Raw genomic sequence first — 23,455 nt, 5'->3', positions numbered from 1 at the left:
TGTTCCCATGTTCCATTATTGGTGCAGTCAAATTGATATATAATATTACCTGTGGCTGTGCCTGAAACATCGGCATCTAAATCTACGTCATATAAAGGAGCTGTGCCTGAACTAGGATAAGCTGTTAGATTGACAGAGAGAGTGGGAGGAACAGGTACAACAAAAGAATCCCATATTTGATACTCTGCTGTTGGATCATATATGTCGTATGTGTATTTAAGATTGATTTTGTGAGTACCGGGACTTAGAGCGGCAATAGAAACATCAAAATCAAAATCATATATAAAGGTTTGATAATTGTCATCATTCCAATTGGACATACAATCAGTAGGAGCAGCTCTTCGTTCTAGCCACCACTGTTTTAAAGTACCCTTGGTAAGCGCTGTCCAGGAACCAGCATCATCAAATCTATATGAAAACCTTTCAACCGGGTCTTCTACTGCTCTTTGGCCGATCCCATTGAAAATAATGCAACCCTGGGAACACATTCCATCTCTTATACCATCTCTTGAAAGTGAATAAACCCTAAGATTGGGAAAAGAAACAGACAATCTGCTATTAATATCTGCTTCATCTATCCGACTGCATTTTTTTGCCTGGACATATTGCGATGAAAGAAGAAAAAAGAAAATAGAGAAAAACAGCAAAAACAACAATATTTTACAAAATTTATTTATAGATAATTTGTTCATACTTATATTATACCAAAAATAAAAAGAAAAGAGGAGTCATGTGTTAATAACTCCTCTCACTGCTTGCTGCCTCAATCGTCTGTGATCGTGCCATTTTTCTTTAACCGGAAAAGAACCATTTTGGAGTTCGGTCCTTTGTAGGGATTGCAAAGAATCGAGTTTTGAACAATGTTTGTCAGTTTCTTTTCAAACCCGGTTTCCTGAACTCTTATGAAAAAGATATCCCCTACAATTATTGTGTCATCAGTGCCATTCCACCTTGCAATGTCTCTCCCATACATAGAATAAATCTGACCATTTTCATTATCCGGAATTAACTGGGGTTCACTCCAGGGGAAATGATAGTCATCTATCCTCTCTTGATCTGGATAACCAAAACCAAAATTCCACTCATCACCCCAGCAACTGATGTCCGCAAAAACCGTAGCACCAACTCCTTTAAATAACTGGTCTGGCGACAAAATAGAACCAGCAGGCCTCTCATACTTGATTTGAATGTGGAAATACTTTCGTTCAACTGGGGGGTCATCAGGCGGTTCAATTGGGCTTTTGTAGCAAGCAGTTACAAAAAAAACAAAGAACAAAACCGCAAAAATCACAAACATTTTTTTAAAGTTTTTCACTTTTTACCTCCTAGCCCTTTGGGCTATAAAAAATGATTTTCTATTTATTTTTAAGGTACGTCATAAAACGCTACCACTTTATTCTCTGTTTATAGCATACTCCTGTTTTATCCTTTTGTCAATAGTTCAGGTTTATTGTCCATACGCATTGGCGGATTTTACAAAAGGACATTACGCTTACTTATTAAACTAAATATATTATTATAATAAAAGTTTTTATTTTAATTTACTTTCAAGATACTTTTTAGCAAAATAATAAGCATTAGCCCCATCCCCACAAGCGGTTATAATCTGCTTAAGTTTGCAGGTTACATCACCAGCAGCAAAAAGTCCAGAACAAGACGTCTGATTAAAATAATTTACCAATAAGTGACCCTCTTTATTCTTCTTTAAATGAATTTTTAAAAAATCTAAATTAGCCTGCCTGCCAATATAAACAAAAATTCCAGTCGTCGCGATATTTATTATCTTGTCTTGTTTGTCTAATTTAACTACCGCTTGTTGCAATTTTTTCTCTCCCCATATTTTTACTAATTTAGCCGATGTAAGAATTCTTATTTTTCTTTGGGCCAACCATTTTTGATATTTATCTTTGGCAGGCAACTCTTTTTGAAGCTCAAGTAAAGTTGGCTTACAACCCAGATCATATAGATAACAAGCTGCCACAGAACCAGAATTTCTACCGCCAACTACAATAATGTTTTTATTAATATATTTTTTACCATCAATAGTACAATCAAAATGAATCTGATCTTTAAATCTATTAATGTTATCTATATATAATTTTTTAGGTTTGGTACCACTGGCTAAAATTACCGTTTCGGCATAAATATTACTCTTGTTGGTTTTAACTACAAATTTATTATTTTTTTTGTTTAAACTTAAAACTTTTTCTTTTAAAGTTCCTCCACCTAACCGCAAATAATGTTTCATAAATTTCCTTTGCAAATCAGATCCTGTCACCTTCTTCTTGGAACCAGTAAAACCATCTACAAAATAATGAGAGTTCACCGATTCTTTCATGAACCAACAATTTTGCTTTTCTTCAATTAATAAAAAATTAGCTTTGTCCTGACAAGCATAAATACCCGCCGCAATACCAGCAGGACCTCCTCCTATTATTAAAAAATCAACCATCCTTTTGGTCATTTATTTTTGTGCAAATATAATAAACGGGTCAGAATGAATATCGATCTGTTTATTTTTTTTAAAAATCTTGATTTTAATTAAATTCAAATCCTTTAAGTTAAAATTGTTAATCAGGTTAGTCATTTCAAAAATATTCTTAATCTCTTGAAAATTATATTTTCTTTTTAAAAAAAGAGTGTGTAAAATAATTTCACGAAAATTTAAATTCTGTAATATTTTGATATAATCCACTATATCTGTTTTTGATTTTTTATAACGGTTTTTAAATCTTTCAGCGATTTCTTTAAATCCTTTATATTTGCCATACTCCTTAAAAATAAAGAATCCGCCGTTTTTTAAAACACGTTTAACCTCAATTAAATCAAATTGTGTGGAAAGTTTATTAGTTACAATATCAAAACTCCCGGATTGGAATGGAAGATTTTTGTTGTCGCCCAATAAATACTTAATTCTTGAATCACTGGTTTTTGATCTAGCCATATTTAACATTTCTGGTACTAAATCAATACCAACAATTTTAAATTTATTTTTAGACAACTGGGTTAAAATCCTGGGCACATAACCCGTACCCGTTCCTAGATCTAAAATTTTAATATGGTTTTTATTTTTACAAGATAATTTATCTATGGCTTTCAAAATATAATCGAAAAATAAACGATTAGTATCGATAACATTTTTTTTGAAAATTGAATTTTTATCAAAATATTTCTCGCGTTTTTCAGCAATTTTTCGATTATAGAATTTAATTTTATAAGCCATGTTTTTTAAATTTCTCCTCCAGAGATATAAAATTTTTAAAATAATTTAAATTTTTTAAATCCACGCAAACTTCTTTGGGTAATTTCGAACTAATACATCGCTCATCGATAAAAATTTTTGTTTTTAAATTCAAATATTGCTGATTATATTTTACAGAGCATAGTTCAATTAAGACACCAGCTGAAAAACCAAGGCAGAAAACATATTCGGATTTACGGGTTAACTGTGTATTTAAATTATGCCAGCCACCACCAATGCCTTTGATTTCGTCACAAAATTTATAATATTCATCTAATGATTTACCGCCCTTAGTTATGTCAGGGACATAGCCGATTATTTTACCTTCTGGTTTTTTTTGTTTATACTTTTTCGCTACAAGCAACGACAAACCAGTATCAGGAACGATTAGAATTTCTTCAAAATTATTAGCAAAAAATTCTGCTGCTTCATCAATATAAGCTAATACATCATTAATTTTACCGAATAATTTAATTTTATTAAATTGACTGGGTCCCAAAATAACGCAATTCATAATATTAAGCTAATTTATCAAATTTAATCAAGGTTCTTTTTATTTCTGAATTATCATTGCCTAAAATAATTTCGCCATGGTATTTCATAATACAAAATTTTTCCTTGCCTAAAATTTTTAATAATTGACGGCCAATGGCAAAAGTCCCATAACGATCATATTTAATTGTATTAAATCTTTTCAAATTAGTGCTATAGGTCATCTTGGGACAATGAAAATGCACAATAATTTTAGATTTTTTGTGTTTTTGAATAATGCTATGTAGAGGGGACTCGGAAGACGGTAATTTATCGCCTACCCATTTAATCAAATTGTCGTTTTCATTAAAACCAACAATTAAAGAAATTTCATTTTGATGTAGGTTAGAAAGTTCCGCACCGCTAGAAGTAATTAAAAACCCTTCAGAGACTCTAATGCTAGTACATCCGGCTGTGGGCAAGTTTAGATTTTTTTGGCTTAAGAATTTCCCGAGATCAGTAAAAATTGAAAAATATTTTTTTCTATAAACTTTTAGCCTATCATTTAAATTAGCGTCTCTAATTTTTCTATCTAGATAATTTATTCTCTTGAAACTGAAATATAAAGTATCTAAAATTTTACCAACATCCATCATGCTAACTTTATTATCAGAGATTTCTGGCCAAATGACACGGCAATTCCATTTTTCTAATTTCTTGATATTTTTTTGAATCAATGGATGATCCCATAAAGATTTATTCATGGCTGGTGCGATAAAAATTGGCACCTTATTGCCTAAACTTGAAGCAATTAGACATAATGGATATGTATTAGCTAGGCCTATCGCAATTGAATTAAAAGTATTAAAAGTACATGGCGCAATTAAAACCGCATCCTCTTTGGGTAATTTAATTTTGTTAGACCAATTAGTTTTAATAACATTCCCCTTAATGTTTTTAATCCTTGTTAAATCAATAAAATCTAAACTGGTTTGAGTGGGAATAGTAAAAACTCTAGCGCCTTCGCTGATCATTTCTTTTATTATTTTCGAAGCTAATTCAGCTTTTTTTGCGCCAGTTATAAAATAATAGATGTTTTTATTTTTTAATCTATTCATAAATAATTTATAAAGAAAGAGCCACTTTAAAAGAATAAAGTGGCTCTAGCCTTTTTGTCTGATGGCCTCATAAACGACTATTGGCACTACGACCGAAAGCGTCATGAAATCGATATCAGAAGACATGGGGATGTTAACCATTTCATCTAATAGCTCAGCTTTCTCTCGTGAAAGACCACTGGATTCTGTGCCAAAGACAAAGGCATAATTGTCCGTGCTTAGATCAAGCTCATAAAATGATTTTTTGGCATGTGGTGATGTACCAATCAATCTGATACCCTGAGCCTTTAGGGTTTGAACACAATCTTCCAGAGTCGGCCAATATTGGATTGCCAGATTCGGTAATCCATGTTCACGGACGCGCTTTGACCAAGAACCGACTTTGCCCAAAACCTTGCGATGATCATGGCGCAAAGAGTTACCCGTGATGTGGATTTCACACTTACCAGTAGCCAAGGCTACTTGTAAAATATTGGCCAAATCATAAGGCGCACGCAAACAATCGAAAATTAATCTGATCATAGATCTCACCTCCTTTTTGTTTAATCTTAAATCCGTTTATGCGGAATATATATATCATACCACAATATTAATACGATATCAAAGAGCATCTTATTTTCTTATTTATATCATACTCCTGTTTTATTCTTTTGTCAAGTACCGGGGTAATGTATACACATATACACTTTTTCTCGATCGTGAAAAAATGTATATATTATTTTTTAACTCATATTTTAACTTATATTAAAATTCATATCACGATTATGAATTAATGCGACCCCGCGCTGGCGGGGTCGACATGTGTCTTTGTAATAAATAATCCGAGCGGTTTATCTTTTTGACCTATTTCTAAAGGAATGGTCATGGTTCTTATTTCTGCTTGAGCAGAATTAAAAACGCCAAAAAAAAGACCAATGAATAATATTGAAAACCCAATTATTTTTTTCATAATAAATTATTAATTTTATTAAAATTGTTAATCTTATCTTTATTATAACAAATATAAAAAACAAAGCAAATAAAAAAGGAGGGTATATTTCACAATACCCTCCTCCATGCTTCTCATGGTTTTCGTGGCTACAGCGACATCATGGTCACTGTCTTAGGAAACGCTGGGGATGTATAACCCAAAAACTGAATAGTCAGTTTTATAGTTACGGTTATTTCCCCTTTAAAATTATATCCCCGGGCTCTCTCTCCCCGCCAGATATTCTCTGTTGCTTCTTCTCCATTAGTTGAACGGAGATCAATTCCAATGGTTTCTACTCGCCCATCTCCCCAATCAATAGTTAAATCTCCGTATTGATAACCGGGGGTCTTGTTAACAAACCTTAGGGTAAGGTTTGATAGATACAATACCGCTCCAGTTCCGTCTGGTTCCCACCGCGCGTCCACGCTCACGACATCAGCAAAGTTTTTCACATCGCTATTGTCATTGGTTTTACACCCCGACGTCAGCAACATCAAAACCACCAGAACCGCCACCGCCACCACAAAAATCACAAACATTTTTTTAAGGTTCTTCTTCATCTTCCACCTCCTATGTTTATATTCTACTCCCAATTTATTGTTTTGTCAAATAAAATCCCCCACGCATCACGGGGGGGGATTTTTATATATTTTATCTTTTTGACCACTGCGGAGCTTTGCGGGCTTTTTTAAGTCCGAATTTCCTGCGTTCTTTCTCTCTTGGGTCTCTCTTTAAAAATCCTAACTTTTTGAGCCGTTTTCTAAAATTAATGTCAAATAAAATCAATGCTCTTGAAATTCCATGCCTGACAGCCCCTGCCTGGCCAGAAATACCCCCACCATTAACTTTCACTGTGCCTCCGAATTTGTTTGTTGATTTCAATTTAGTGAATGGCGATTCAATTATTTGCTGTAAAATAGCAGTCGGGAAATATTCTTTATAATTTTTGCCATTAATCGAAAAATTGCCGGTTTCCATTGATTCTGCTGAATCAACAGTATACAGCCTTACCCGGGCAACTGCTCTTTTCCTTCTGCCAACTGCTTCAAAATACTGAAGCTTCTTTGGACTTTTTATTTTAATCTCGCCCGCCTGCTTACGCTTTGCGTTAGCGGCGGGTTTCTTTGATTTCTCCGGCATATAATTTTAAATTCTTTATAGTTTTACTTCTTAATGTATTTTTTGGAAGCATATCATAAACTGCTTTTTTAAATGGTGCACTCGGGTCTTTTTTTAATAAATCTTTTAATATAATTGTGCTTATCCCGCCTGGATAACCGGAATAGTGATGGTATTTTTTGTTTTCCATCTTGTTTCCCGTATAAACTATTTTTGCAGTATTGAAAACTATCACCTTATTGTTGCTGACTTTATAGGCTGCAAAATTTGTATCATTTTTTCCGCGTAAAAAAACAGCAACTTCGCTTGCCAATCTCCCAAGTACCTTTCCTGACGCATCAATTGTATATGTCTTTGCCATAATTATTTTTTAACTAATTCAACCAAGACCATTTTAGCGGCATCCGCTTTCCTGGAAGCAGTTTTTATAATTCTGATGTATCCGCCTGCTTGATTGACGTATCGCGGGCCAATTTCCTTCATTAATTTATCGACTATTCTTACTGGAAAAGTTTTTAATAAAATTCTCCTGTCGGCAATAGTATTTTTCCTAGCCCTGGTTATTGCTTTTTCCAAAAACGGCCTCATTTTTTTTGCCTTGCCCTCGGTGGTAAATATTTTTTCTTTTAAAATCAACGCAGAGGCTAAAGAACGCAGAATTGCTTTGCGCTGATGAAAAGACCTGCCCAATTTTTGTTTCTTTTTTCGATGTCGCATATATTTCCCCGCCAACAGCTTTACAGTTAGGCGGGCCCGCCTGCTTGCTTTGCTTGCGGCGGGTTATTTTTTCTTAGATTTCTTAACTTTTTTAGCTTTTTTTTCACCCTTCGGGTGACCAGCCGAAGGCTGGCTCTCTTTAATCTTTTTTTCGCTGGCGAAAACTCCGAAATATTCAACCAGAATATCGGCGGCCTTAATAAATGCCTGTTCTGGACTTATACTGCCGTCGGTTTCAATATCAATTTTAATCCTGCTGAAATCTGTTCTTTCTCCGACACGCATATTCTCCACCTCATAATTAACTTTTTTAATTGGAGTGAAAATCACATCTAGGGCGATTGAGCCGATTTCCAGTTTCTCTTTCCTTCTCTGTTCAACCGGCACATAACCGAGGCCTGTTCCGATTTCAATTTCCATTTCTAATTTGGCTTTGGGACTGGTTAAAGTAGCAATATGAATATCTTTATTTATAATTTCCACATCAGAAGTCAATTTAATGTCTTTGGCCCTGACTTCTTTCTGTCCGTTCGCTTTCAACTCAACCTTTATGGGAAAAACTTCTTTTGCAAGAATTTTAAACCTGACTTGTTTTAAATTTAAAATTATTTGAATCACATCTTCCAAAACATTAGGTATAGTGGAAAACTCATGGCTTACCCCTTTTATTTTAACCGAGGTAATGGCAGCTCCTTCAAGAGATGATAAAAGCACCCTGCGGAAAGCATTGCCAATGGTTATGCCATAACCAGGGTAACAATTATCTATTTCAAAAATTGCGTGATTATCGCCCTTTTTAATTATTTTGGCCTTTAGGGGTAATGGGATTTTGTATTCCATATGATATAATCGCTGATCTACGCTGATTTAATGGCTGATTTACGCTGATATCTGCGTTTATCTGCACTATTAATCTGCGTGTATCTGCGCTTTTTTAAATTATTACCTACTATAAAATTCAACAATCATAGCCAAGTCGGCAGGAATTTCAATTTCTGATCTTTCTGGTACATTCAAAACAACTGCCTTGAATTCATTGTTTTCCTTAATTTCCGAAGAAAGCCATGACGGCATTTTGTATTTTTTTAGCTTTGCTTCAAGTTCTTTAAATAATACTTTTTTCGTGCTTGATTTATTTATTTCAATTATATCGCCTTTTCTGACACTAATTGAAGGGATGTTGACTTTTCTTCCGTTTAATAAAATATGGCCGTGGCTTACAATTTGGCGGGCCTTAGTTCTGGAGCCGGTAATACCTAATCTAAAAATAATATTATCTAGCCTTGTTTCCAGTTTATCCACTAAAACATCAGTTACCACTCCTTTTGACTTTAGGGCTTCTGTAAAATATCTCCTTAACTGTTTTTCATTAATTCCATAAATTCTTTTGACCTTCTGCTTTTCAGCCAACTGAGAACCGTATTCGGAAAGCGTTGACCTGCGTTTTTTCGCTCTTAGGCCAGGGGCATAAGGTTTTTTAATCATGGCGCATTTGGCCGTAAAGCAACGCTCCTCTTTTAAAAAGAGTTTTTGCCCTGCTCTCCTACATTTTTTACATGCTGGTTCTCTTATCATATAATTAATCGCGTTAGACACGACGCGGCTTCCGTGGCCTGCAGCCATTGTGCGGAATCGGTGTAATATCTTTTAATGACACAATATCAAGCCCATTAGCAGCTATTGCCCGAATGGCCCCCTCGCGTCCGGAACCGACTCCTTTAACAAAAATATTAACTTCTTTTACTTCGCTTTTATTAACTTTATTCATTAAAGATTCAACCACTCTTGAAGCTGCAAATGGCGTAGCCTTTTTGGGGCCTTTAAAACCAACAGCTCCAGCGCTTTCAGAAGCAACAACTTCGCCATTTAGATCAGTTATAGTTATAATCGTATTGTTATATGTTGCCTGAATATAAATATTTGCCTGCTCTAATCTGCGGGTTTTTACTTCTTTTCTACCTTTCATTTTCGCATCAGTGATTTCTTTTTCTTTCAGAGCTTCTTCTGTTGTTTCTTTAAAAACTTTTTTCTTTCCCATGAAATTTATTATTCGAATTTACAAATTAATATCCGAATCTACGAATTATTCGTTGATTCGAATACAAGATTCGAATCATTCGGATAATATAGTTTATGTTTTTTCAGATGATTTCTTTCGGCCGCTGCCCATTGTTTTTCTGGCATTACCCCTGACTGTTCGGCTATTGGTTTTTGTGTTTTGGCCTCTGACCGGCAACTTTTTAATATGGCGGATTCCATGATAGCAGCCGATTTCTTTCAATCTTTTAATATTCATCATTTTGTCCCTTCTTAAATCTCCTTCGATTTTATATTTTCCGCCCTCGATTATTGTTCTTAATTTAGCAATTTGGTCTTCGGTTAAATTTTTTGTCCTGATATCAGAATCGATTTTGGTTTGTTCTAAGATTTCCTTACTCAAAGACGAGCCTATTCCGTAAATATAGGTCAAAGCGATTTCTATTCTTTTGTTGTCTGGGATATTAATCCCGGCGATTCTAATCATGCTTAAAATTATCCCTGCCTTTGTTTGTGCTTAGGATTGCTACAGATAACATAAATTCGACTTTTACGTCGAACTATTTTGCATTTATTGCAAATCTTTTTTACCGAAGTTCGAACTTTCATAATATTTTTATTTCTCGCGATAAACGATTCTGCCTCTTTTATTATCGTAGGGACTCATTTCCACAGTAACCCTATCTCCGGCCAATATCTTAATATGATTCATTCTCATTTTGCCAGAAATATGAGCCAGAATTTCCGTCCCTTCGTCCAATTTAACCTTAAAACTCACGTTGGGTAGGCCCTCAACGATTATTCCCTCTTTTCTTATTGCCTGATTTTTCATTTACTTAAAGTATACTAAGTGTATACGGAATATATTTATTAGTCAATGCTTTTTAATTAATTTATTTTGGTAATTACCTTTATTTTGTCCTTATTCTGAGGAATGGTTTTAACCCAGAAAGGCCAAAATATAACCTTGGCTGTTTCGATTTCCGGAAGCGAAGAAAGATACTTCCTAACATCTTCCTCGGATTTGCCGGCTAAATCATTTTTAATCTTTTGCTCGTCAAGACTCACAATTGATTCAGCTTCAACCTTACAAGAAAGATCAACTTTGCCCTGGGCTAAATTGAGTTTTGAAACGCCATAATCAATTTTAATTGTGGAAAACAGCAGGATCCTATTCTGTGGAATTTTATCGCTGACATTTTTTTCTATTAAGTATATGGCGTCTTGTTCTTTAAACGCCAAACCGGAAACTTTTACTTTTACTGTAACAATAAATTTTTCTCCGGGCTGGTTTGCTTTTAGATTTGAAGAAGATTCTACAACCTCTGTGGCCCGACTACCTTCAAGCATTTTTAGACCTGTTGAAATTTTTGCCTGGAAATCTTTTAAAGCCGCTTCTTTTAATTCCAGAGTTACGATATCTGTCGCCCCTTTTATATCATCTGCTGTGGCGACTTTCATTTTTCCTTTTGCTCCTCCGGTCATCGGCTCAGTTGATTTGCCATAAAAAGCAGCATATTTAGGACTTCCTTCAAATCCTGGAATAGTAAAATCAGATGGCCCAATATTGTATACTTCTCCGGCCTCATCTGCCTCTACATCCACTTCTTTGTTGCTGGCAATAATTTTGCCTTCATCTATTGTCGCTCCTGGAATCGTTACCGTATTGGTCAGTCTAAAAATCTTGTTGTCTTTTGAACGAAATCTGGTTGTTTTTACCAATGTCTGCGGGCTTGAACTAAATTGGTTGTAGATGGTTATTTTCCCTCTTGCTTTTTCTAAAACATCTCTTTCTCCGGTACTGGGAAATTCTCTGCTTTCCATTTTTTCTGTCTCAAAAAGTTGGGCTGGAATTATTGCTTCCTCGGCTTTTATCGAATCAACACTTTTATCAGCTGTAATCTCATCTTCAAGCTGCACTTTTTCTCTTTTAGGATTAATAACAATCTGGGCCCGCGGAAGAACAAAGAAAACAACCCAGGCTAAGGCCAATAAACAAAGGACGACCAATAATATTTTAAGCGTGGTCGGAGTAAAGAATTCAAATTTAAAGCGCTTTATTTTCTTCGGCTTTTCTGGCCGTTCCGGCAATGGCTCGGAAAAAATCGATTCTGATCTTGGTTCAAGTTCTAGTTCTGGTTCTGGTTGAATTTCATCTATTGTTTCTTCTTCTATTTTTTCTTCCTTTTTGGAAATCATTATATCGGACATTATTCTTAAATCAACTATTCTTCCTGCTCTTCCCGGCCTTCTTGTTGATTCCTGTTTTTCTGTTAATTTTATACCCACCTGCTTTGCAAGTTTTTTGATAAATTCGTCGGAAGTTGCTATATAGATATTTTTGCCCAAAAATCCAGATTCTTCTTTTAAAATTCTTAAATTAATAATACTGCGCAGAGCAGTTGTCCCTAAAGGAACGACTAAAATAATATTAGTGTCTTGACCTAATTTTATTTTATCTATTATTGAAAAAAATTCATCATTTTTTCCTAAAAGGAGATTTTGCATATTTACTGGTTTTGAATTAATTTTATCACTCTTTTAAAAATGGGCAAAAATATATTTTCTCCGCCTGGCCAATCCTCATAAACTCTTTTCAAAGCCGAACAGGAATCCTTTTCCAATTTTAAAATCTTAAATTTCTTTTCTTTTTTTAAATTGCTTTCTATAAGAGGAAATTTTGAGCCTTGACCACAGAGAAAAATTTTAGAAGGCAGGGATTTATATTTTTTATAAAAATCCTCCAAAACGAACTTCACCCCTTTCTGCCACGAAGAAATATTCGGTGCAAACAACTTATCCATCTTTCTTTTAACTTCCTGACTTACTTCTTTATTGCTGTATTTATTTTTCACAGCTTCTGCTTCTGATGGCTTCATTCCCAAAAAGTCAGCTAAAACTCGGGTAAGCGCTTGTCCCCCTAAGTGAAAACTCTTTGTTTCTATTACTTCTCCACCATTTTCTATCAAAGTAATTTCGGTGATTTTTCCTCCGATATCAATAATCAGCGCATCTCCTTTTTGTGATTTTTCTAAATCAAGATGTGAAAACAAAGCATAAGGAATCGGGATAAAGCCGACTGACTTTAATTTTAGTGTTCCAATTAATTTTTCTAAATCCTCTAAGTTTTTGGAGGCAATATATGTATTGTAAACACTCAAACAAATTTGCTGGCCATGCGCTCCAATCGGGTCAATAACTGAACGATTGTCAATTTTAATATCAACTACAAATGCATCTATTAACCTGGCATCCGTATCTTTGAACTCTGTTTCCAGAACGAATTCCTTTCTTATGGTATCCAGCGCCTTCCATTCAATTTTCTGAATTAAATATTTTAATTCCGCCATATCGAATTTCTGATTTGGATTTTCTCGTTTATAGCAGAGCGTAATTGTCCTGCCCTTTAAAATATCGCTTCCGATCCCCCAAAAAACTCCTTCAGGTTTAATGCCTGATTTTTTCTTTAAAATTTTAATTACTTTCTGGCAAGCTAAAAAAATGTCTTCAGAATTAGATTTTTCAACTGATGTTCTGGTTTCAGAAATCAACCCTTTTACAAATTGCGTCCCAATATCTAAAACAATAATGTTTTTCATCAATTATTATTATAACAGAAAATATTTTATTTTAAAACAGCCTTGATGCGTCGCACTCCTGCTGAAGACGCTTCTTCCTTTAAAATTTTAAAATGCCCGAGTTGATTAGTATTGGTTACATGCGGACCAGCACAGATTTCGCAAGAAAAATCCCCCATGCTATAAACTTTTACTCTATCGCCATATTTTGATTCAAAAACTCCCATAGCGTTTTTCTTTTTGGCATCTTCTAATGACATTTCCTCACAATGAATCGTTAAATCTTTCTTAATTTGTTCATTAACAATGTCTTCAACTTCTTTAAGTTGTTCTGGTGTCATCTTTTTTGAATGGGAAAAATCAAGGCGCAATCTTTCAGCGGTAATATTTGAACCTTTCTGAAAAACATTCTCCCCTAAAATCTTTCTTAAAGCCGCCAATAATAAATGCGCAGCAGTATGAAGTTTTGTTACCTGCTCTGAATTATCCGCCAGTCCCGACTTGAATTTTCCAGCAGTAGCAGTACGGGAAAGTTTTTGATGTTGTTGAAATTTTTTCCAAAAATCATCTTTATTGATTTTTTGACCTTTTTCTTGAGCTAATTCTTCTGTTATTTCAACAGGAAAGCCATAGGTTGTAAATAAAATAAAAGGATCTGTGCCTTTTTCAAATTCTTTTAACCCCTTCTCTAATGTTTTCTTGAATTTTTCTTCTTCTTGAGTCAATTGTTCAATAATAAAATCGCTGTTTTTTTCTAATTCAGACCACTCGTCGCCCATTAAATTAATCACCAATTTCCCGATTTTGTGCGTAAATGATTTATTGATTCCTATTTTTTTACCATATCTTATTGCGCGCCTAATCAATCTCCTTGCAATATAACCCTGTTCAATATTCGACGGTACAATTCCATCTGCAATAATAAAAACCGACGCGCGTAAATGGTCAGCGATAATTCTTTCAGCCTTGTCCTCCGAAGCTTTAGCGTAGGAGGATAATTTTTTGATTGCTTCAATAATTGATTTTAACGGCTCAATATCATAAACGCTTTTCTTGTTATTCAAAATCGCTACTGTTCTCTCAACTCCCATACCCGTATCAACGTTCTTTTGCTTTAATGGTTCGTACTTGCCGTCAGCGGTTTTATTATATTCCATAAACACATCATTCCAGATTTCTACATTATCATAAAACATTTCAGTACATGGACCGCAGGGGCCGGTTTTCCCAGCAGGACCCCAAAAATTATCTTCTCTACCTAAAAATTTAATTTCTTTTATTCCTAATGATTTCCAGATTTCTGCGGACTCCAAATCCCGCGGGATTTGTTCCGAGCATGTCGAGGGATCTCCTCCAAATACTGAAACAGATATTTTTTCCTTATCTAATCCTAAATATTTTTTATCTGTTAAAAAATCAAAGCTCATTTCAATAGCTTCCTTTTTCCAATACCCGCCTCGCGTCGACTCGTCTCCGCGAGTCGAGGCGGGACCGCCTAACGACCAATTCCCCAGCATTTCAAAAAACGTTAAATGGGTATCATTACCGACTTTTTCAATGTCGCTGGTTCTGATGCATTTTTGCACATTAACCAGCTTATTCCCTGCTGGATGCTTCTCACCCAATAAATACGGCACTAATGGATGCATTCCCGCGGTTGTAAATAAAACCGTAGGATCGTTTTCCGGAATCAAAGAAGCAGAGGGAATAATTTTATGTCCCCTGCTTTCAAAGAAATCCAAATATTTTTCTTTTAATTCTTTCGCTGTAATCATCCCCGTAGTAGATTTTCGACTATTTAAAAATATTATTGCTGTCCCGCAGCAGTCGAAAATTCACTACGGGGTCATTAATTTAATTATAGATTATAAATAATTTCATAGCAACTATTGACAATAATATAAATGTATAGTAATATCCCCAATAAGGAGGATTTATGAATATTATTAAATGTCTGCAGACACTGACGGAGATGGGACTCCTGGATTGGGTTTCTCTGGAGAAAATGAAGAAATTCAAACTTTTCTTCGGGAACTTCATTATTACTGTTTTTGAGATGAACAAAGAAACGAGACCCCGCTGGGTCCTGGAGATCGAAGATGTCCATGGAGGACTAAAGGAGCTCATCGGGTACCACGACAAAAACAATGGCTACTTAGATGTTTGTCCTCTTTATCACACCATCAGAGCGACTCCAAAAAATGCATACTACTCCCAACCCCTTTCTAGACTCCAAAAGAGGGCACTCGAGGCCCTCGCAAAAGAACTTCTTTGCTGCTAATCACAGTCAAAAAGGCCCTGGCTAAATGCCCAGGGCCTGATTTTTATTTATTTTTGTTTTATTAAAGAATCTTTCCCCCGCCTAAAACTTCACCCTTCCTATAAATTACTGCTGATTGGCCAGAGGTTATTGCACGTTGCGGTTTGTTAAAAATAATTCTATTGTTTTTAATTATCGCATCTGCTAATTTTGCAGTTGAACGGATTTTTATTTTACATTTTCCTGAATACAGCTTCCCTGACAACCAGTTTATATTTTTAACAACCATCTCTTTTTGCAGTAAATCTTTTTGCGATTGTGAAACAATTAAAGTATTGTTTTTAAAGTCTTTTCTGATTACATAATATGGACCAGTGCCGCCAATTTCTATGCCTTTTCTCTGCCCAATTGTATAAAGAAATAGTCCTTTATGCTGACCAATTATTTTACCATCGGTAGTCAAGATATCACCACTCTTCGTCCCGATAGAATCGGGACTACGATGTGGCATGCTGAAGCACATATCCTGGCTTTCTTTTTTATTGATGGGCAACTTGAATTTTTCTGCCAATCCCCTAACCTGTTTTTTGGTATAATCGCCGAGCGGAAATAAAATTTTTTTTAATTGTTTTTGCTTTAAAGTCCAAAGAAAATATGTTTGGTCTTTTTTAATGTCTTTGGCAATAAATAGTTTTCCTTTTTTGATTTTGGCGTAATGGCCGGTTGCGATATAATCGGCTTTTAATTGCGCCATTATTTCAAGTAAAAATTTAAATTTGATGCGTCTATTGCATTCCACGCAAGGATTAGGCGTATTACCTAATTTATATTCCTTAAAAGCATAATCAATCACCCATTTCCTGAATTCCTTGCGCGCATCCAAAATTTTAAAATCGATTTTTAGTTTTTTGGCAACCATTTTCGCATCCTGCGGATTACTATTCTTATGCATTAATATAAAAATACCGATGACATCATATCTTCGGCTTTTTAATACAGCGGCTGCAACCGAACTATCCACTCCACCGCTCATAGCGACAATTACCCTGCCTCGCCGGCAGGCGGGCCTGTTATTTTCCATTTTTTTTGAATATCCAGATAAAAACCAACGGCATTACAAACCACAATATTCGCGCGAGCGAAGTATTAAATATTTTTAAAGTCAAATCGCTGAATTGAGAAATTAAATCTTTTGGGAAAAAAGAAAATACCATCGTCAATATAATTCCGACCAGAAACAATCCATAAAAAAATGTCTGGAAAATCGATTGCGTTCTGCTTTTTGATTTTAAAACTGATTTTGAAAAAATAATGTAAACAATCCCGATTAAAACCAGAAATGAAACAATCATTACCACAAAATTCTCTTCTTTGCCGAAAAAATCAGGAAACATTTTCTTCACAGGAATCACGCTCAATAATGCGGAAGAAATATACGCTCCCAGCAACATCAAAAAAATTCTATTCTTGCCAAGCATCAACCCCAGCAAAAATTCCCCGCCGATTAAAAACAGCACGATAATCAATTCCCATCCCATAATTCCCAATTTTGCACTCGCTAGTTGATTCATTGATTGTAGTATATAACAATTTTACCCTGGGGTAAATAAAAAAAACGGGGCTTATCTCTAAGCCCCGAAACCAACGACTCTTATTCAAGATCAAACACAGAAGCACCGAATTCTTTTTCCCATGGAGTTCCTGTGAAATGATCCGCCCAATAGGGACCGTCCGGGATGCCGAACTCTTTGGCATGCTTTTCGCAAACATGAAAGAGAATACAGTGCATTTTGCTGGCCCAGCTCGGATTGAGAACAGAACTTACGCAACCACATGGTTTTGCCCGTCGTTTAAAGATCCTCTTGAGTAATGATTGCTCCGGTTTTTTGAACTTTTCCAGTTCCTGTTTCATCCATGAAACAAACTTCTTCCAACCTTCAATCTCTTCCGGTTTCATAATTTTTCCTCCTTGTAGTCGTTTTTCTGACTTATAAGATACATTATAGCAAATCAATTTTAATTTGTCAATAGCTATAATCCCTCTGCTTTTAATTTCTCAATCAATTCTTCTTCTTTTTTGGATAATTTTTGCGGGATTTTGATTTTGATACGGATATACTGGTCGCCACGGCCGTAAGAATTCAATCTTGGCATGCCTTTCCCCGACAATTTAAACATTTTTCCGCCTTCTGTACCTGCAGGAATTTTTAATTTCAAATCCCCTTCCAATATTGAAACATCAATTTTATCTCCCAGAACTGCCTGCGAAAACTTTATTTCCGCATCGCAATAAATATCATCTCTTTTTCTTATAAAAATCTTATGCGGCTTTAAATGTATGCGTACATATAAATCTCCTGATATTCCGCCTTTTTTCGCTACCTCGCCTTTTCCTGGAAATTTCATTGTTTGTTCATTATCAACTCCGGATGGCAAATCGATTTTGATTGTCTCGATTTCACTTATTCTTCCCGCGCCCTTGCATTCTTTGCATTCCCTTTCATGAAGTTCACCTTCGCCAAAACATTTTGGGCAGGTCATAACCTGCGAAAACGTCCCGAAAAAAGTCCTTTTTGTCTGCTGAATTTGGCCATTGCCTCCGCATTCCGAACATTTTTTCTTTCCGCTTCCAGGCTCCCCGCCCATTCCCTTACAATGCTTGCAAACAATATATTTTTTTAAATTAATTTCTTTTTCAATGCCTGTAAATGCCTCTTCCAAAGTAATTTCCATATCAACAACAATATCCTTGCCGTGTTCCTTTCTTGTTCTTCTACCTCCTCCGCCTCCGTTAAAGAATTGGCTGAAAATATCAGAAAAACTTCCGCCTCCGAATATATCGCCGAGATCAAACTCGACATTCTGTCCTTGTGACTGATAATTTCTGAAAATATCTTCCCAACTCATTCCTGCGCCACCAAAACCAGCCTGGTCAAAAGTTGACCCAAATTGGTCATATTGCTGGCGCTTTTCATCATTGGATAAAATCGAGTATGCCTCATTAATTTCCTTGAATTTCTTTTCATCTCCGCCTTTGTCCGGATGATGTTGATGAGCAAGCTTTCTAAAAGCTTGCTTTATCTCTTCTTTACTCGTATCTTTATTTACTCCAAGTATTTTGTAATAATCTTTACTCATAAACTAACTGATTCTACTTCTTTTTGAATTTTTTCCGATTTAACAAAATTAAGTTTTATCAAAATTTTAATTGCCAACCAACTTAACATTATTACAATCAGTACATAAAACAAGCTCACTAATTTTAAACTTAAAAATAATCCAACTGCCAGACCCAACGGAATCAAATATCTAAACGGCTCAACAAGATTATTTAATTGTTTGTCAATCAAATTATATACTGTATTTTTGCTTGCATTTATAATGCCAATACCAATCTTATCTTCTAGTGGTTTTAGAGCAGAATCAATAATCTCGTCTGATATTGATATCCTCGCATCTCTTTTACTAATAAGTCCCGGGGAAAAATAATAAACAACCGAAATAAGCAAAATTAGCGCAGTAATCAATATCGGCAATCCCCTTTTCCAAATGCGCCAATAATCTAGATTTACCTGAATCTCTTCTTCTTTTTTAATCTTTCGTGTTGCTGCCATAAATGCTAAAAAAAGCAAAATCAGAACTATAAGGTAATAAAACGGCTCATTGTGAAAGAAAATAAAAAACAAGGCAAAGGTTAGTCCTATTGAACCGAATAAAATTGCCTTGTTTTTAATCAGAAGCATTGCCAGACATAAAGCAATGCCGAGTAAAATAAATAAAATCCCTCCCCAAATCCAACATCCTATTGTTAAATTACCAACATAAAAAATATGTCGGAGAAAATACCACGCAAACAGCCCCAGTAATACTACAGCCCCGCCGAGTATTATTTCTTTTTTAATTTTATCCATATTTTATTTTTTTATTTCTTTTCTGTCTTTCCTTCTTCTATGTCAGGGCTTTTCTCATCTTTCTTTTGTTTTTCTTGCTGGGCTTTATAGAGTTCAGTCCCAACTTTCTGGATTGCCTGAGACAATTCATCAGACGCCTTTTTGATTGCAGAAATATCATCGCTGTCTTTCACCTTTTTCAGCGCTTCAATTTTTTCCTCAATTTCTTTTTTATTTTCTTCTTTTATTTTAGCACCAAATTCTTTTATTGTCCTTTCGGTTGTGAAAATTAAAGTATCGGCAGTATTTCTTGTATCAGCAATTTCTTTTTTCTTCTTGTCTTCCTCAGCGTGGATTTCCGCGTCTTTTTTCATTTTTTCAATATCTTCTTTTGACAAGCCCGAAGATGCTTCAATTCTGATTGATTGGATTTTATTTGTGGCTTTATCTTTTGCCGTAACGCTTAAAATCCCATTCGCATCAAGGTCAAAAGTAACCTCAACTTGAGGAATGCCTTTTGGAGCCGGCGGAATACCGTCCAAGATAAATCTGCCTAATGTCTTATTGTCAGCAGCCATTGGCCTTTCTCCTTGTAAAACATTAATTTCAACTGATGGCTGGTTATCCGCAGCAGTAGAAAATACTTGCGTTTTAGCAGCAGGAATAGTTGTATTTTTTTCAACCAATCTCGTCATTACTCCGCCAAGAGTTTCAATTCCTAATGATAAAGGAGTAATGTCCAAAAGCAGAACATCTTTCACATCGCCCTGAAAGATTCCTGCCTGCACAGCAGCGCCCGCTGCGACCACCTCATCAGGATTGATATCCTTATGCGGTTCCTTTCCGAATAATTCTTTTACTTTTTGCTGCATTAAAGGCATCCTAGTCTGGCCCCCGACTAAAACCACTTCATCAATATCGGACATTTTAAATCCTGAATCATCAACAACTTGTTTGGTGATTTTTATTGCTTTATCGATATATTCGCCAACCAAATCTTCCAGTTTTGCGCGAGTAAATTTGATATTTAAGTGTTTTGGACCATCTGAGCCACTAGTAATGAACGGGATATTTACTTCTGTTTCTATTGCGGATGATAATTCATGCTTTGCTTTTTCCGCTGAATCTTTTAGTCGTTGCAAAGCAAGCTGGTCTTTTGACAAATCAACTCCTTCCTGCTTTTTAAACTCGCTAACCAGCCAGTTCATTATAATCTGGTCAAAATCATCGCCTCCCAAATGAGTGTCTCCGCCTGTTGCTTTTACTTCAACCGTGTCTTTGGAAACTTCCAGCACTGAAACATCGAATGTTCCGCCACCGAAGTCAAAAACCACAATTTGCTCGTCTTTCTTTTTATTTAAGCCATAAGCCAATGCAGCTGCAGTTGGTTCATTGATGATTCTTTTTATTTTCAGTCCGGCGATTTCGCCTGCGTCTTTTGTTGCTTTTCTCTGTGAATCGTTAAAATAAGCAGGAACAGTAATTACTGCTTCTTCTATTTTTTCTCCTAAATGGTCTTCGGCATCTTGTTTCATTTTTTGTAGAATCATTGCGGAAATTTCAGCTGGTCCATACCATTTAGCTTGCCCTGAGCTTGTCGAAGAGTCGCCCAGCTTGATTTCCACAGCGCCTTCTTTTGATTCTCTAATATCATAAGGCAGGAGTTTTTTATCTCTCTGCACTTCTGCATCTGAAAATCTTCTGCCGATTAACCGCTTAACAGAATAAATAGTGTTTTTTGGATTGGTCACTGCCTGTCTTTTTGCTAAAAGACCAGTAAGCCGTTCATTGGCCTTTGAGACAGCAACAATAGAAGGAGTTGTTCTGTTTCCTTCTTTGTTCTCAATTATTCTCGGCTCGCCCGCTTCAACAATCGCCATTGCCGAATTAGTCGTGCCCAAATCTATACCTAATATCTTTGCCATATGTTTTCTTGTTTTTTACTTTTTATTTGCTTATTTTAACTTTACTCGCCCTAATAACTTTATTATTTAATTTATAACCTTTTTGGACTTCCTCTACAATAATCCCCTGTTCTTTTCCCTCTATCTCCCCTACTGCCTCGTGAAACTCTGGATTGAATTTTTCTCCAGCAACCTGAATTTCTTCAACCCCGCTGGATTTTAAAATATTTTTAAATTGATTGTAAATTTGTTTAATTTCCTCTTGCCCGAGACCCTCTGTATTTTTATGATTATTTTCAAAATGCTTCATTGCCAATTCAAAACTATCCAAAACCGGCAAAACATCATAAATCAAACCCTCATTGGCAAATTTAAAAATCTCGGAAATTTTTGCTTCCTGTTCTTTTTTATAATTTATCAAATCCGCTTTTGCCCTCTGCCATCCAGCCAAATATTCCGCGCGTTCTTGCTCGGCTTTTTTTAACTGCTCTTTAAGCCCTTTTATTTTATGCTCCGCCTTCGCTCCTTCGGGAGCTTCGGCGGACAAGTCAACCTCATATCTAATTTTTTCTTTGTTATTCATATTTTATTTTTCTTGCCCGCCATAGCTTCGGCGAAGGCGGGTCTTGTCATATTTCAAAATCCTCTAACATTTCTTCCTGCCTGCCGGCAGGCAGGTTAATTTATTTATAAATCGAAATCTTCTAACATTTCTTTTAGTTTATTAATCAATTCAATATTATAATCGTATCTCATCCTTGTTGGGCTGATTAAACCGACAATTTCACTCTTTTTATGCAATGTTTTATGCTGTGTGATAATCAAGGAATACTTTTGAGTTCTAATCATCTCAACCCCGACTTGTCCGCATAAATGGTTGAACTGCTTTTCAAATATATTCTTTTGTGGCTGACCAATAAAAAATCGGTACGCTTTTTCTGTAGGAATCCTTCCTGCGGACGTATGCGGCTGGGTTAAATAACCCGAACTTTCCAACCCCGTCATTTCATTCCTTAAAGTAGCAGAACTCAACCCGAGATCGCGGGCCAATGCTTTTGAACTTACTGGTTTAGTATTATCAACATATTCCTTAACAATAAGTTCCAAAATTTTCTGCTGCCTTTCCGTTAATTTATCCATACCCTGTAGTAGATTTTTGACTATAAAAATAATCTTTTAATCTACGTTTTAATAATCTTTGACCTTGAGTTGTTTTTAGGTATTTTTCTCTTCTTTTCGCGTCTTGTTCATCTAAACATGCCTCATAATATATTAATATCCATGGTCTGTATGGTTTGGTTGATTGATTTAATCCTTGATTATGTTCTTTTAATCTTCGCTTTAAATCTGTGGTATAACCCACATATAAACTTTTATTCTTTTGACTTTGTAATATATAGTTATAGAATATAATCAGTCAAAAATTCACTACGGGGCATAATTTAAGTTTAATCTATTTTAGCACTCGTGTCAAGAGAGTGCTAATGAGAAATAAAAAAAGTCCGGCGACCTGTGCCACCGGACATTGCCATCTGTTTCATCCCCCGAGTGCATCTATCAGGGTTTCGATTTGTTCAACAATATAGGGATAATCTCTCTCTATGTTTTCGAAGTAACCAGCGAAAGAGCTGGTACTAACATATAAAACCTGAAGGATTATTCTGTCATCTTTGACTTCGAGTTGAGCAAATCGGTCGATGTAATTATTCAAACTGACCCCCAACTCTCCTTTGCCCCCTGTTGTGTCTTTACCAAGATGCGCCGATAAACGAACAAAATCCACATAGTCCTTTAATTTCTCTTTGTTTTTGGGAGCGAATATAACAGTAAGATAAGCCCTGTTATCTTGCTTCGTTCCACTAAACTTTACGATTTTTTCCATTTTAATCCTCCTCTTTATTTAGATTTTAAGGTTCCTTAACCTTTGTTAGTATAATACACCCATTATAAATTCTTGTCAAGTGTTTTGGTAATGTATACACACATATTGCACTTTCCTGTTAATCTGTGAGCATATGAAAACTATGCCCAAATCAACCAAAGAAGAAAAGTTTAGATGGATTAAACCAATCTTGGATGAAGAAATATCAATCAAGAACATGACCAAAGTGTGTCCATTTTCAGAAAGATCAATTAAGTATTGGTTATCT

32 protein-coding genes are annotated in these 23,455 nt (G+C 35.4%); 1 reads left to right on the top strand and 31 read right to left on the bottom strand.

The window, feature by feature from the left end:
* From KKI21_02705 to KKI21_02605, 21 genes are all read right to left on the bottom strand, one after another.
* The coding region (locus KKI21_02705) for a hypothetical protein (GenBank protein ID MBU4285112.1) at positions 1-692 on the bottom strand (692 nt) is incomplete at its 3' end.
* A 71-nt stretch (positions 693-763) separates the two neighbouring features.
* On the bottom strand, positions 764-1,297 hold the full coding sequence (locus KKI21_02700) for a hypothetical protein (GenBank protein ID MBU4285111.1): 534 nt from the start codon (positions 1,295-1,297) through the stop codon (positions 764-766).
* A gap of 234 nt (positions 1,298-1,531) precedes the next feature.
* Positions 1,532-2,464: an NAD(P)/FAD-dependent oxidoreductase gene (locus KKI21_02695; protein ID MBU4285110.1), complete on the bottom strand. Its 933-nt coding sequence runs from the start codon at positions 2,462-2,464 to the stop codon at positions 1,532-1,534.
* The gene (locus KKI21_02690; GenBank protein MBU4285109.1) at positions 2,465-3,223 is read right to left on the bottom strand and encodes a class I SAM-dependent methyltransferase; all 759 of its coding nucleotides are present in this window, start codon (positions 3,221-3,223) and stop codon (positions 2,465-2,467) included. It abuts the gene before it with no gap.
* Positions 3,213-3,755, bottom strand: a complete 543-nt coding sequence (locus KKI21_02685) for a hypothetical protein (GenBank protein MBU4285108.1) — start codon at positions 3,753-3,755, stop codon at positions 3,213-3,215. Before KKI21_02685 ends, KKI21_02690 begins: the two co-directional genes overlap by 11 nt.
* A gap of 4 nt (positions 3,756-3,759) precedes the next feature.
* A complete protein-coding gene (locus tag KKI21_02680; protein MBU4285107.1) occupies positions 3,760-4,830 on the bottom strand; it encodes a class II aldolase/adducin family protein in 1,071 nt (356 codons plus the stop codon).
* Between the two features lie 45 nt (positions 4,831-4,875).
* Complete coding sequence (locus tag KKI21_02675) at positions 4,876-5,361, bottom strand: TrmH family RNA methyltransferase (GenBank protein ID MBU4285106.1); 486 nt, start codon at positions 5,359-5,361, stop codon at positions 4,876-4,878.
* Positions 5,362-5,599: 238 nt separating this feature from the next.
* A complete protein-coding gene (locus tag KKI21_02670) occupies positions 5,600-5,779 on the bottom strand; it encodes a hypothetical protein (GenBank protein MBU4285105.1) in 180 nt (59 codons plus the stop codon).
* 128 nt (positions 5,780-5,907) lie between these two features.
* Positions 5,908-6,360, bottom strand: a complete 453-nt coding sequence (locus KKI21_02665) for a hypothetical protein (GenBank protein MBU4285104.1) — start codon at positions 6,358-6,360, stop codon at positions 5,908-5,910.
* Positions 6,361-6,451: 91 nt separating this feature from the next.
* A complete protein-coding gene (rpsI, locus tag KKI21_02660; protein ID MBU4285103.1) occupies positions 6,452-6,940 on the bottom strand; it encodes a 30S ribosomal protein S9 in 489 nt (162 codons plus the stop codon).
* Positions 6,909-7,280, bottom strand: coding sequence for a 50S ribosomal protein L13 (gene rplM, locus KKI21_02655; protein ID MBU4285102.1), 372 nt, complete (start codon positions 7,278-7,280; stop codon positions 6,909-6,911). Before rplM ends, rpsI begins: the two co-directional genes overlap by 32 nt.
* Before the next feature lie 2 nt (positions 7,281-7,282).
* Complete coding sequence (gene rplQ / locus KKI21_02650) at positions 7,283-7,636, bottom strand: 50S ribosomal protein L17 (protein MBU4285101.1); 354 nt, start codon at positions 7,634-7,636, stop codon at positions 7,283-7,285.
* 63 nt (positions 7,637-7,699) lie between these two features.
* Positions 7,700-8,476: a DNA-directed RNA polymerase subunit alpha gene (gene rpoA / locus KKI21_02645; protein ID MBU4285100.1), complete on the bottom strand. Its 777-nt coding sequence runs from the start codon at positions 8,474-8,476 to the stop codon at positions 7,700-7,702.
* A gap of 102 nt (positions 8,477-8,578) precedes the next feature.
* Complete coding sequence (gene rpsD, locus KKI21_02640) at positions 8,579-9,211, bottom strand: 30S ribosomal protein S4 (protein ID MBU4285099.1); 633 nt, start codon at positions 9,209-9,211, stop codon at positions 8,579-8,581.
* 13 nt (positions 9,212-9,224) lie between these two features.
* Entirely contained in the window at positions 9,225-9,674 is a 450-nt protein-coding gene (rpsK, locus tag KKI21_02635) for a 30S ribosomal protein S11 (protein ID MBU4285098.1), read from the bottom strand.
* 93 nt (positions 9,675-9,767) lie between these two features.
* A complete protein-coding gene (rpsM, locus tag KKI21_02630; protein ID MBU4285097.1) occupies positions 9,768-10,160 on the bottom strand; it encodes a 30S ribosomal protein S13 in 393 nt (130 codons plus the stop codon).
* Positions 10,161-10,168: 8 nt separating this feature from the next.
* Complete coding sequence (gene rpmJ, locus KKI21_02625; protein ID MBU4285096.1) at positions 10,169-10,282, bottom strand: 50S ribosomal protein L36; 114 nt, start codon at positions 10,280-10,282, stop codon at positions 10,169-10,171.
* A 7-nt stretch (positions 10,283-10,289) separates the two neighbouring features.
* Positions 10,290-10,505, bottom strand: coding sequence for a translation initiation factor IF-1 (gene infA / locus KKI21_02620; GenBank protein MBU4285095.1), 216 nt, complete (start codon positions 10,503-10,505; stop codon positions 10,290-10,292).
* Positions 10,506-10,561: 56 nt separating this feature from the next.
* Positions 10,562-12,181: a hypothetical protein gene (locus KKI21_02615; protein ID MBU4285094.1), complete on the bottom strand. Its 1,620-nt coding sequence runs from the start codon at positions 12,179-12,181 to the stop codon at positions 10,562-10,564.
* A gap of 2 nt (positions 12,182-12,183) precedes the next feature.
* Positions 12,184-13,272, bottom strand: a complete 1,089-nt coding sequence (gene pilM, locus KKI21_02610) for a pilus assembly protein PilM (protein ID MBU4285093.1) — start codon at positions 13,270-13,272, stop codon at positions 12,184-12,186.
* A 26-nt stretch (positions 13,273-13,298) separates the two neighbouring features.
* Positions 13,299-15,023, bottom strand: a complete 1,725-nt coding sequence (locus tag KKI21_02605) for an alanine--tRNA ligase (protein MBU4285092.1) — start codon at positions 15,021-15,023, stop codon at positions 13,299-13,301.
* A gap of 164 nt (positions 15,024-15,187) precedes the next feature.
* On the opposite strand from KKI21_02605, the gene KKI21_02600 reads away from it, so the two are divergent.
* Positions 15,188-15,532, top strand: a complete 345-nt coding sequence (locus tag KKI21_02600; protein MBU4285091.1) for a hypothetical protein — start codon at positions 15,188-15,190, stop codon at positions 15,530-15,532.
* Between the two features lie 61 nt (positions 15,533-15,593).
* Here KKI21_02600 and mnmA read toward each other — a convergent pair whose 3' ends face one another.
* The 10 genes from mnmA to KKI21_02550 all read right to left on the bottom strand — a co-directional run bounded on the left by mnmA (position 15,594) and on the right by KKI21_02550 (position 23,187).
* A complete protein-coding gene (mnmA, locus tag KKI21_02595; protein ID MBU4285090.1) occupies positions 15,594-16,592 on the bottom strand; it encodes a tRNA 2-thiouridine(34) synthase MnmA in 999 nt (332 codons plus the stop codon).
* Positions 16,582-17,082 (bottom strand): hypothetical protein, encoded by a 501-nt coding sequence (locus KKI21_02590; GenBank protein MBU4285089.1) that lies wholly within the window; start codon positions 17,080-17,082, stop codon positions 16,582-16,584. Before KKI21_02590 ends, mnmA begins: the two co-directional genes overlap by 11 nt.
* Positions 17,083-17,162: 80 nt before the next feature.
* On the bottom strand, positions 17,163-17,468 hold the full coding sequence (locus tag KKI21_02585; GenBank protein MBU4285088.1) for a hypothetical protein: 306 nt from the start codon (positions 17,466-17,468) through the stop codon (positions 17,163-17,165).
* A gap of 74 nt (positions 17,469-17,542) precedes the next feature.
* The gene (dnaJ, locus tag KKI21_02580; GenBank protein MBU4285087.1) at positions 17,543-18,649 is read right to left on the bottom strand and encodes a molecular chaperone DnaJ; all 1,107 of its coding nucleotides are present in this window, start codon (positions 18,647-18,649) and stop codon (positions 17,543-17,545) included.
* A complete protein-coding gene (locus KKI21_02575) occupies positions 18,646-19,422 on the bottom strand; it encodes a hypothetical protein (protein ID MBU4285086.1) in 777 nt (258 codons plus the stop codon). Before KKI21_02575 ends, dnaJ begins: the two co-directional genes overlap by 4 nt.
* A gap of 11 nt (positions 19,423-19,433) precedes the next feature.
* A complete protein-coding gene (dnaK, locus tag KKI21_02570) occupies positions 19,434-21,326 on the bottom strand; it encodes a molecular chaperone DnaK (GenBank protein MBU4285085.1) in 1,893 nt (630 codons plus the stop codon).
* 22 nt (positions 21,327-21,348) lie between these two features.
* Positions 21,349-21,888 (bottom strand): nucleotide exchange factor GrpE, encoded by a 540-nt coding sequence (locus tag KKI21_02565; protein ID MBU4285084.1) that lies wholly within the window; start codon positions 21,886-21,888, stop codon positions 21,349-21,351.
* A 104-nt stretch (positions 21,889-21,992) separates the two neighbouring features.
* Positions 21,993-22,445: an HTH domain-containing protein gene (locus KKI21_02560; GenBank protein ID MBU4285083.1), complete on the bottom strand. Its 453-nt coding sequence runs from the start codon at positions 22,443-22,445 to the stop codon at positions 21,993-21,995.
* A complete protein-coding gene (locus tag KKI21_02555; GenBank protein ID MBU4285082.1) occupies positions 22,438-22,716 on the bottom strand; it encodes a GIY-YIG nuclease family protein in 279 nt (92 codons plus the stop codon). Before KKI21_02555 ends, KKI21_02560 begins: the two co-directional genes overlap by 8 nt.
* Positions 22,717-22,842: 126 nt before the next feature.
* On the bottom strand, positions 22,843-23,187 hold the full coding sequence (locus KKI21_02550) for a hypothetical protein (GenBank protein MBU4285081.1): 345 nt from the start codon (positions 23,185-23,187) through the stop codon (positions 22,843-22,845).
* Positions 23,188-23,455 lie beyond the last annotated feature (268 nt).

The sequence above is a fragment of the Patescibacteria group bacterium genome (assembly GCA_018897295.1).
Classification (GTDB): Bacteria; Patescibacteriota; Minisyncoccia; order RBG-13-40-8-A; family RBG-13-40-8-A; genus JAHILA01.
The sequence above is the reverse complement of the archived record's forward strand: the minus strand, read 5'-3'. Positions and strand labels throughout refer to the sequence as shown.

Coding starts and splice junctions, on each gene's coding strand:
- KKI21_02700 (MBU4285111.1), bottom strand. CDS start 1,297: ATGTTTGTGATTTTTGCGGTTTTGTTCTTTGTTTTTTTTGTAACTGCT.
- KKI21_02695 (MBU4285110.1), bottom strand. CDS start 2,464: ATGACCAAAAGGATGGTTGATTTTTTAATAATAGGAGGAGGTCCTGCT.
- KKI21_02690 (MBU4285109.1), bottom strand. CDS start 3,223: ATGGCTTATAAAATTAAATTCTATAATCGAAAAATTGCTGAAAAACGC.
- KKI21_02685 (MBU4285108.1), bottom strand. CDS start 3,755: ATGAATTGCGTTATTTTGGGACCCAGTCAATTTAATAAAATTAAATTA.
- KKI21_02680 (MBU4285107.1), bottom strand. CDS start 4,830: ATGAATAGATTAAAAAATAAAAACATCTATTATTTTATAACTGGCGCA.
- KKI21_02670 (MBU4285105.1), bottom strand. CDS start 5,779: ATGAAAAAAATAATTGGGTTTTCAATATTATTCATTGGTCTTTTTTTT.
- KKI21_02665 (MBU4285104.1), bottom strand. CDS start 6,360: ATGAAGAAGAACCTTAAAAAAATGTTTGTGATTTTTGTGGTGGCGGTG.
- rpsI (MBU4285103.1), bottom strand. CDS start 6,940: ATGCCGGAGAAATCAAAGAAACCCGCCGCTAACGCAAAGCGTAAGCAG.
- rplM (MBU4285102.1), bottom strand. CDS start 7,280: ATGGCAAAGACATATACAATTGATGCGTCAGGAAAGGTACTTGGGAGA.
- rplQ (MBU4285101.1), bottom strand. CDS start 7,636: ATGCGACATCGAAAAAAGAAACAAAAATTGGGCAGGTCTTTTCATCAG.
- rpoA (MBU4285100.1), bottom strand. CDS start 8,476: ATGGAATACAAAATCCCATTACCCCTAAAGGCCAAAATAATTAAAAAG.
- rpsD (MBU4285099.1), bottom strand. CDS start 9,211: ATGATAAGAGAACCAGCATGTAAAAAATGTAGGAGAGCAGGGCAAAAA.
- rpsK (MBU4285098.1), bottom strand. CDS start 9,674: ATGGGAAAGAAAAAAGTTTTTAAAGAAACAACAGAAGAAGCTCTGAAA.
- rpsM (MBU4285097.1), bottom strand. CDS start 10,160: ATGATTAGAATCGCCGGGATTAATATCCCAGACAACAAAAGAATAGAA.
- rpmJ (MBU4285096.1), bottom strand. CDS start 10,282: ATGAAAGTTCGAACTTCGGTAAAAAAGATTTGCAATAAATGCAAAATA.
- infA (MBU4285095.1), bottom strand. CDS start 10,505: ATGAAAAATCAGGCAATAAGAAAAGAGGGAATAATCGTTGAGGGCCTA.
- KKI21_02615 (MBU4285094.1), bottom strand. CDS start 12,181: ATGCAAAATCTCCTTTTAGGAAAAAATGATGAATTTTTTTCAATAATA.
- pilM (MBU4285093.1), bottom strand. CDS start 13,272: ATGAAAAACATTATTGTTTTAGATATTGGGACGCAATTTGTAAAAGGG.
- KKI21_02600 (MBU4285091.1), top strand. CDS start 15,188: ATGAATATTATTAAATGTCTGCAGACACTGACGGAGATGGGACTCCTG.
- mnmA (MBU4285090.1), bottom strand. CDS start 16,592: ATGGAAAATAACAGGCCCGCCTGCCGGCGAGGCAGGGTAATTGTCGCT.
- KKI21_02590 (MBU4285089.1), bottom strand. CDS start 17,082: ATGAATCAACTAGCGAGTGCAAAATTGGGAATTATGGGATGGGAATTG.
- KKI21_02585 (MBU4285088.1), bottom strand. CDS start 17,468: ATGAAACCGGAAGAGATTGAAGGTTGGAAGAAGTTTGTTTCATGGATG.
- dnaJ (MBU4285087.1), bottom strand. CDS start 18,649: ATGAGTAAAGATTATTACAAAATACTTGGAGTAAATAAAGATACGAGT.
- KKI21_02575 (MBU4285086.1), bottom strand. CDS start 19,422: ATGGATAAAATTAAAAAAGAAATAATACTCGGCGGGGCTGTAGTATTA.
- dnaK (MBU4285085.1), bottom strand. CDS start 21,326: ATGGCAAAGATATTAGGTATAGATTTGGGCACGACTAATTCGGCAATG.
- KKI21_02565 (MBU4285084.1), bottom strand. CDS start 21,888: ATGAATAACAAAGAAAAAATTAGATATGAGGTTGACTTGTCCGCCGAA.
- KKI21_02560 (MBU4285083.1), bottom strand. CDS start 22,445: ATGGATAAATTAACGGAAAGGCAGCAGAAAATTTTGGAACTTATTGTT.
- KKI21_02550 (MBU4285081.1), bottom strand. CDS start 23,187: ATGGAAAAAATCGTAAAGTTTAGTGGAACGAAGCAAGATAACAGGGCT.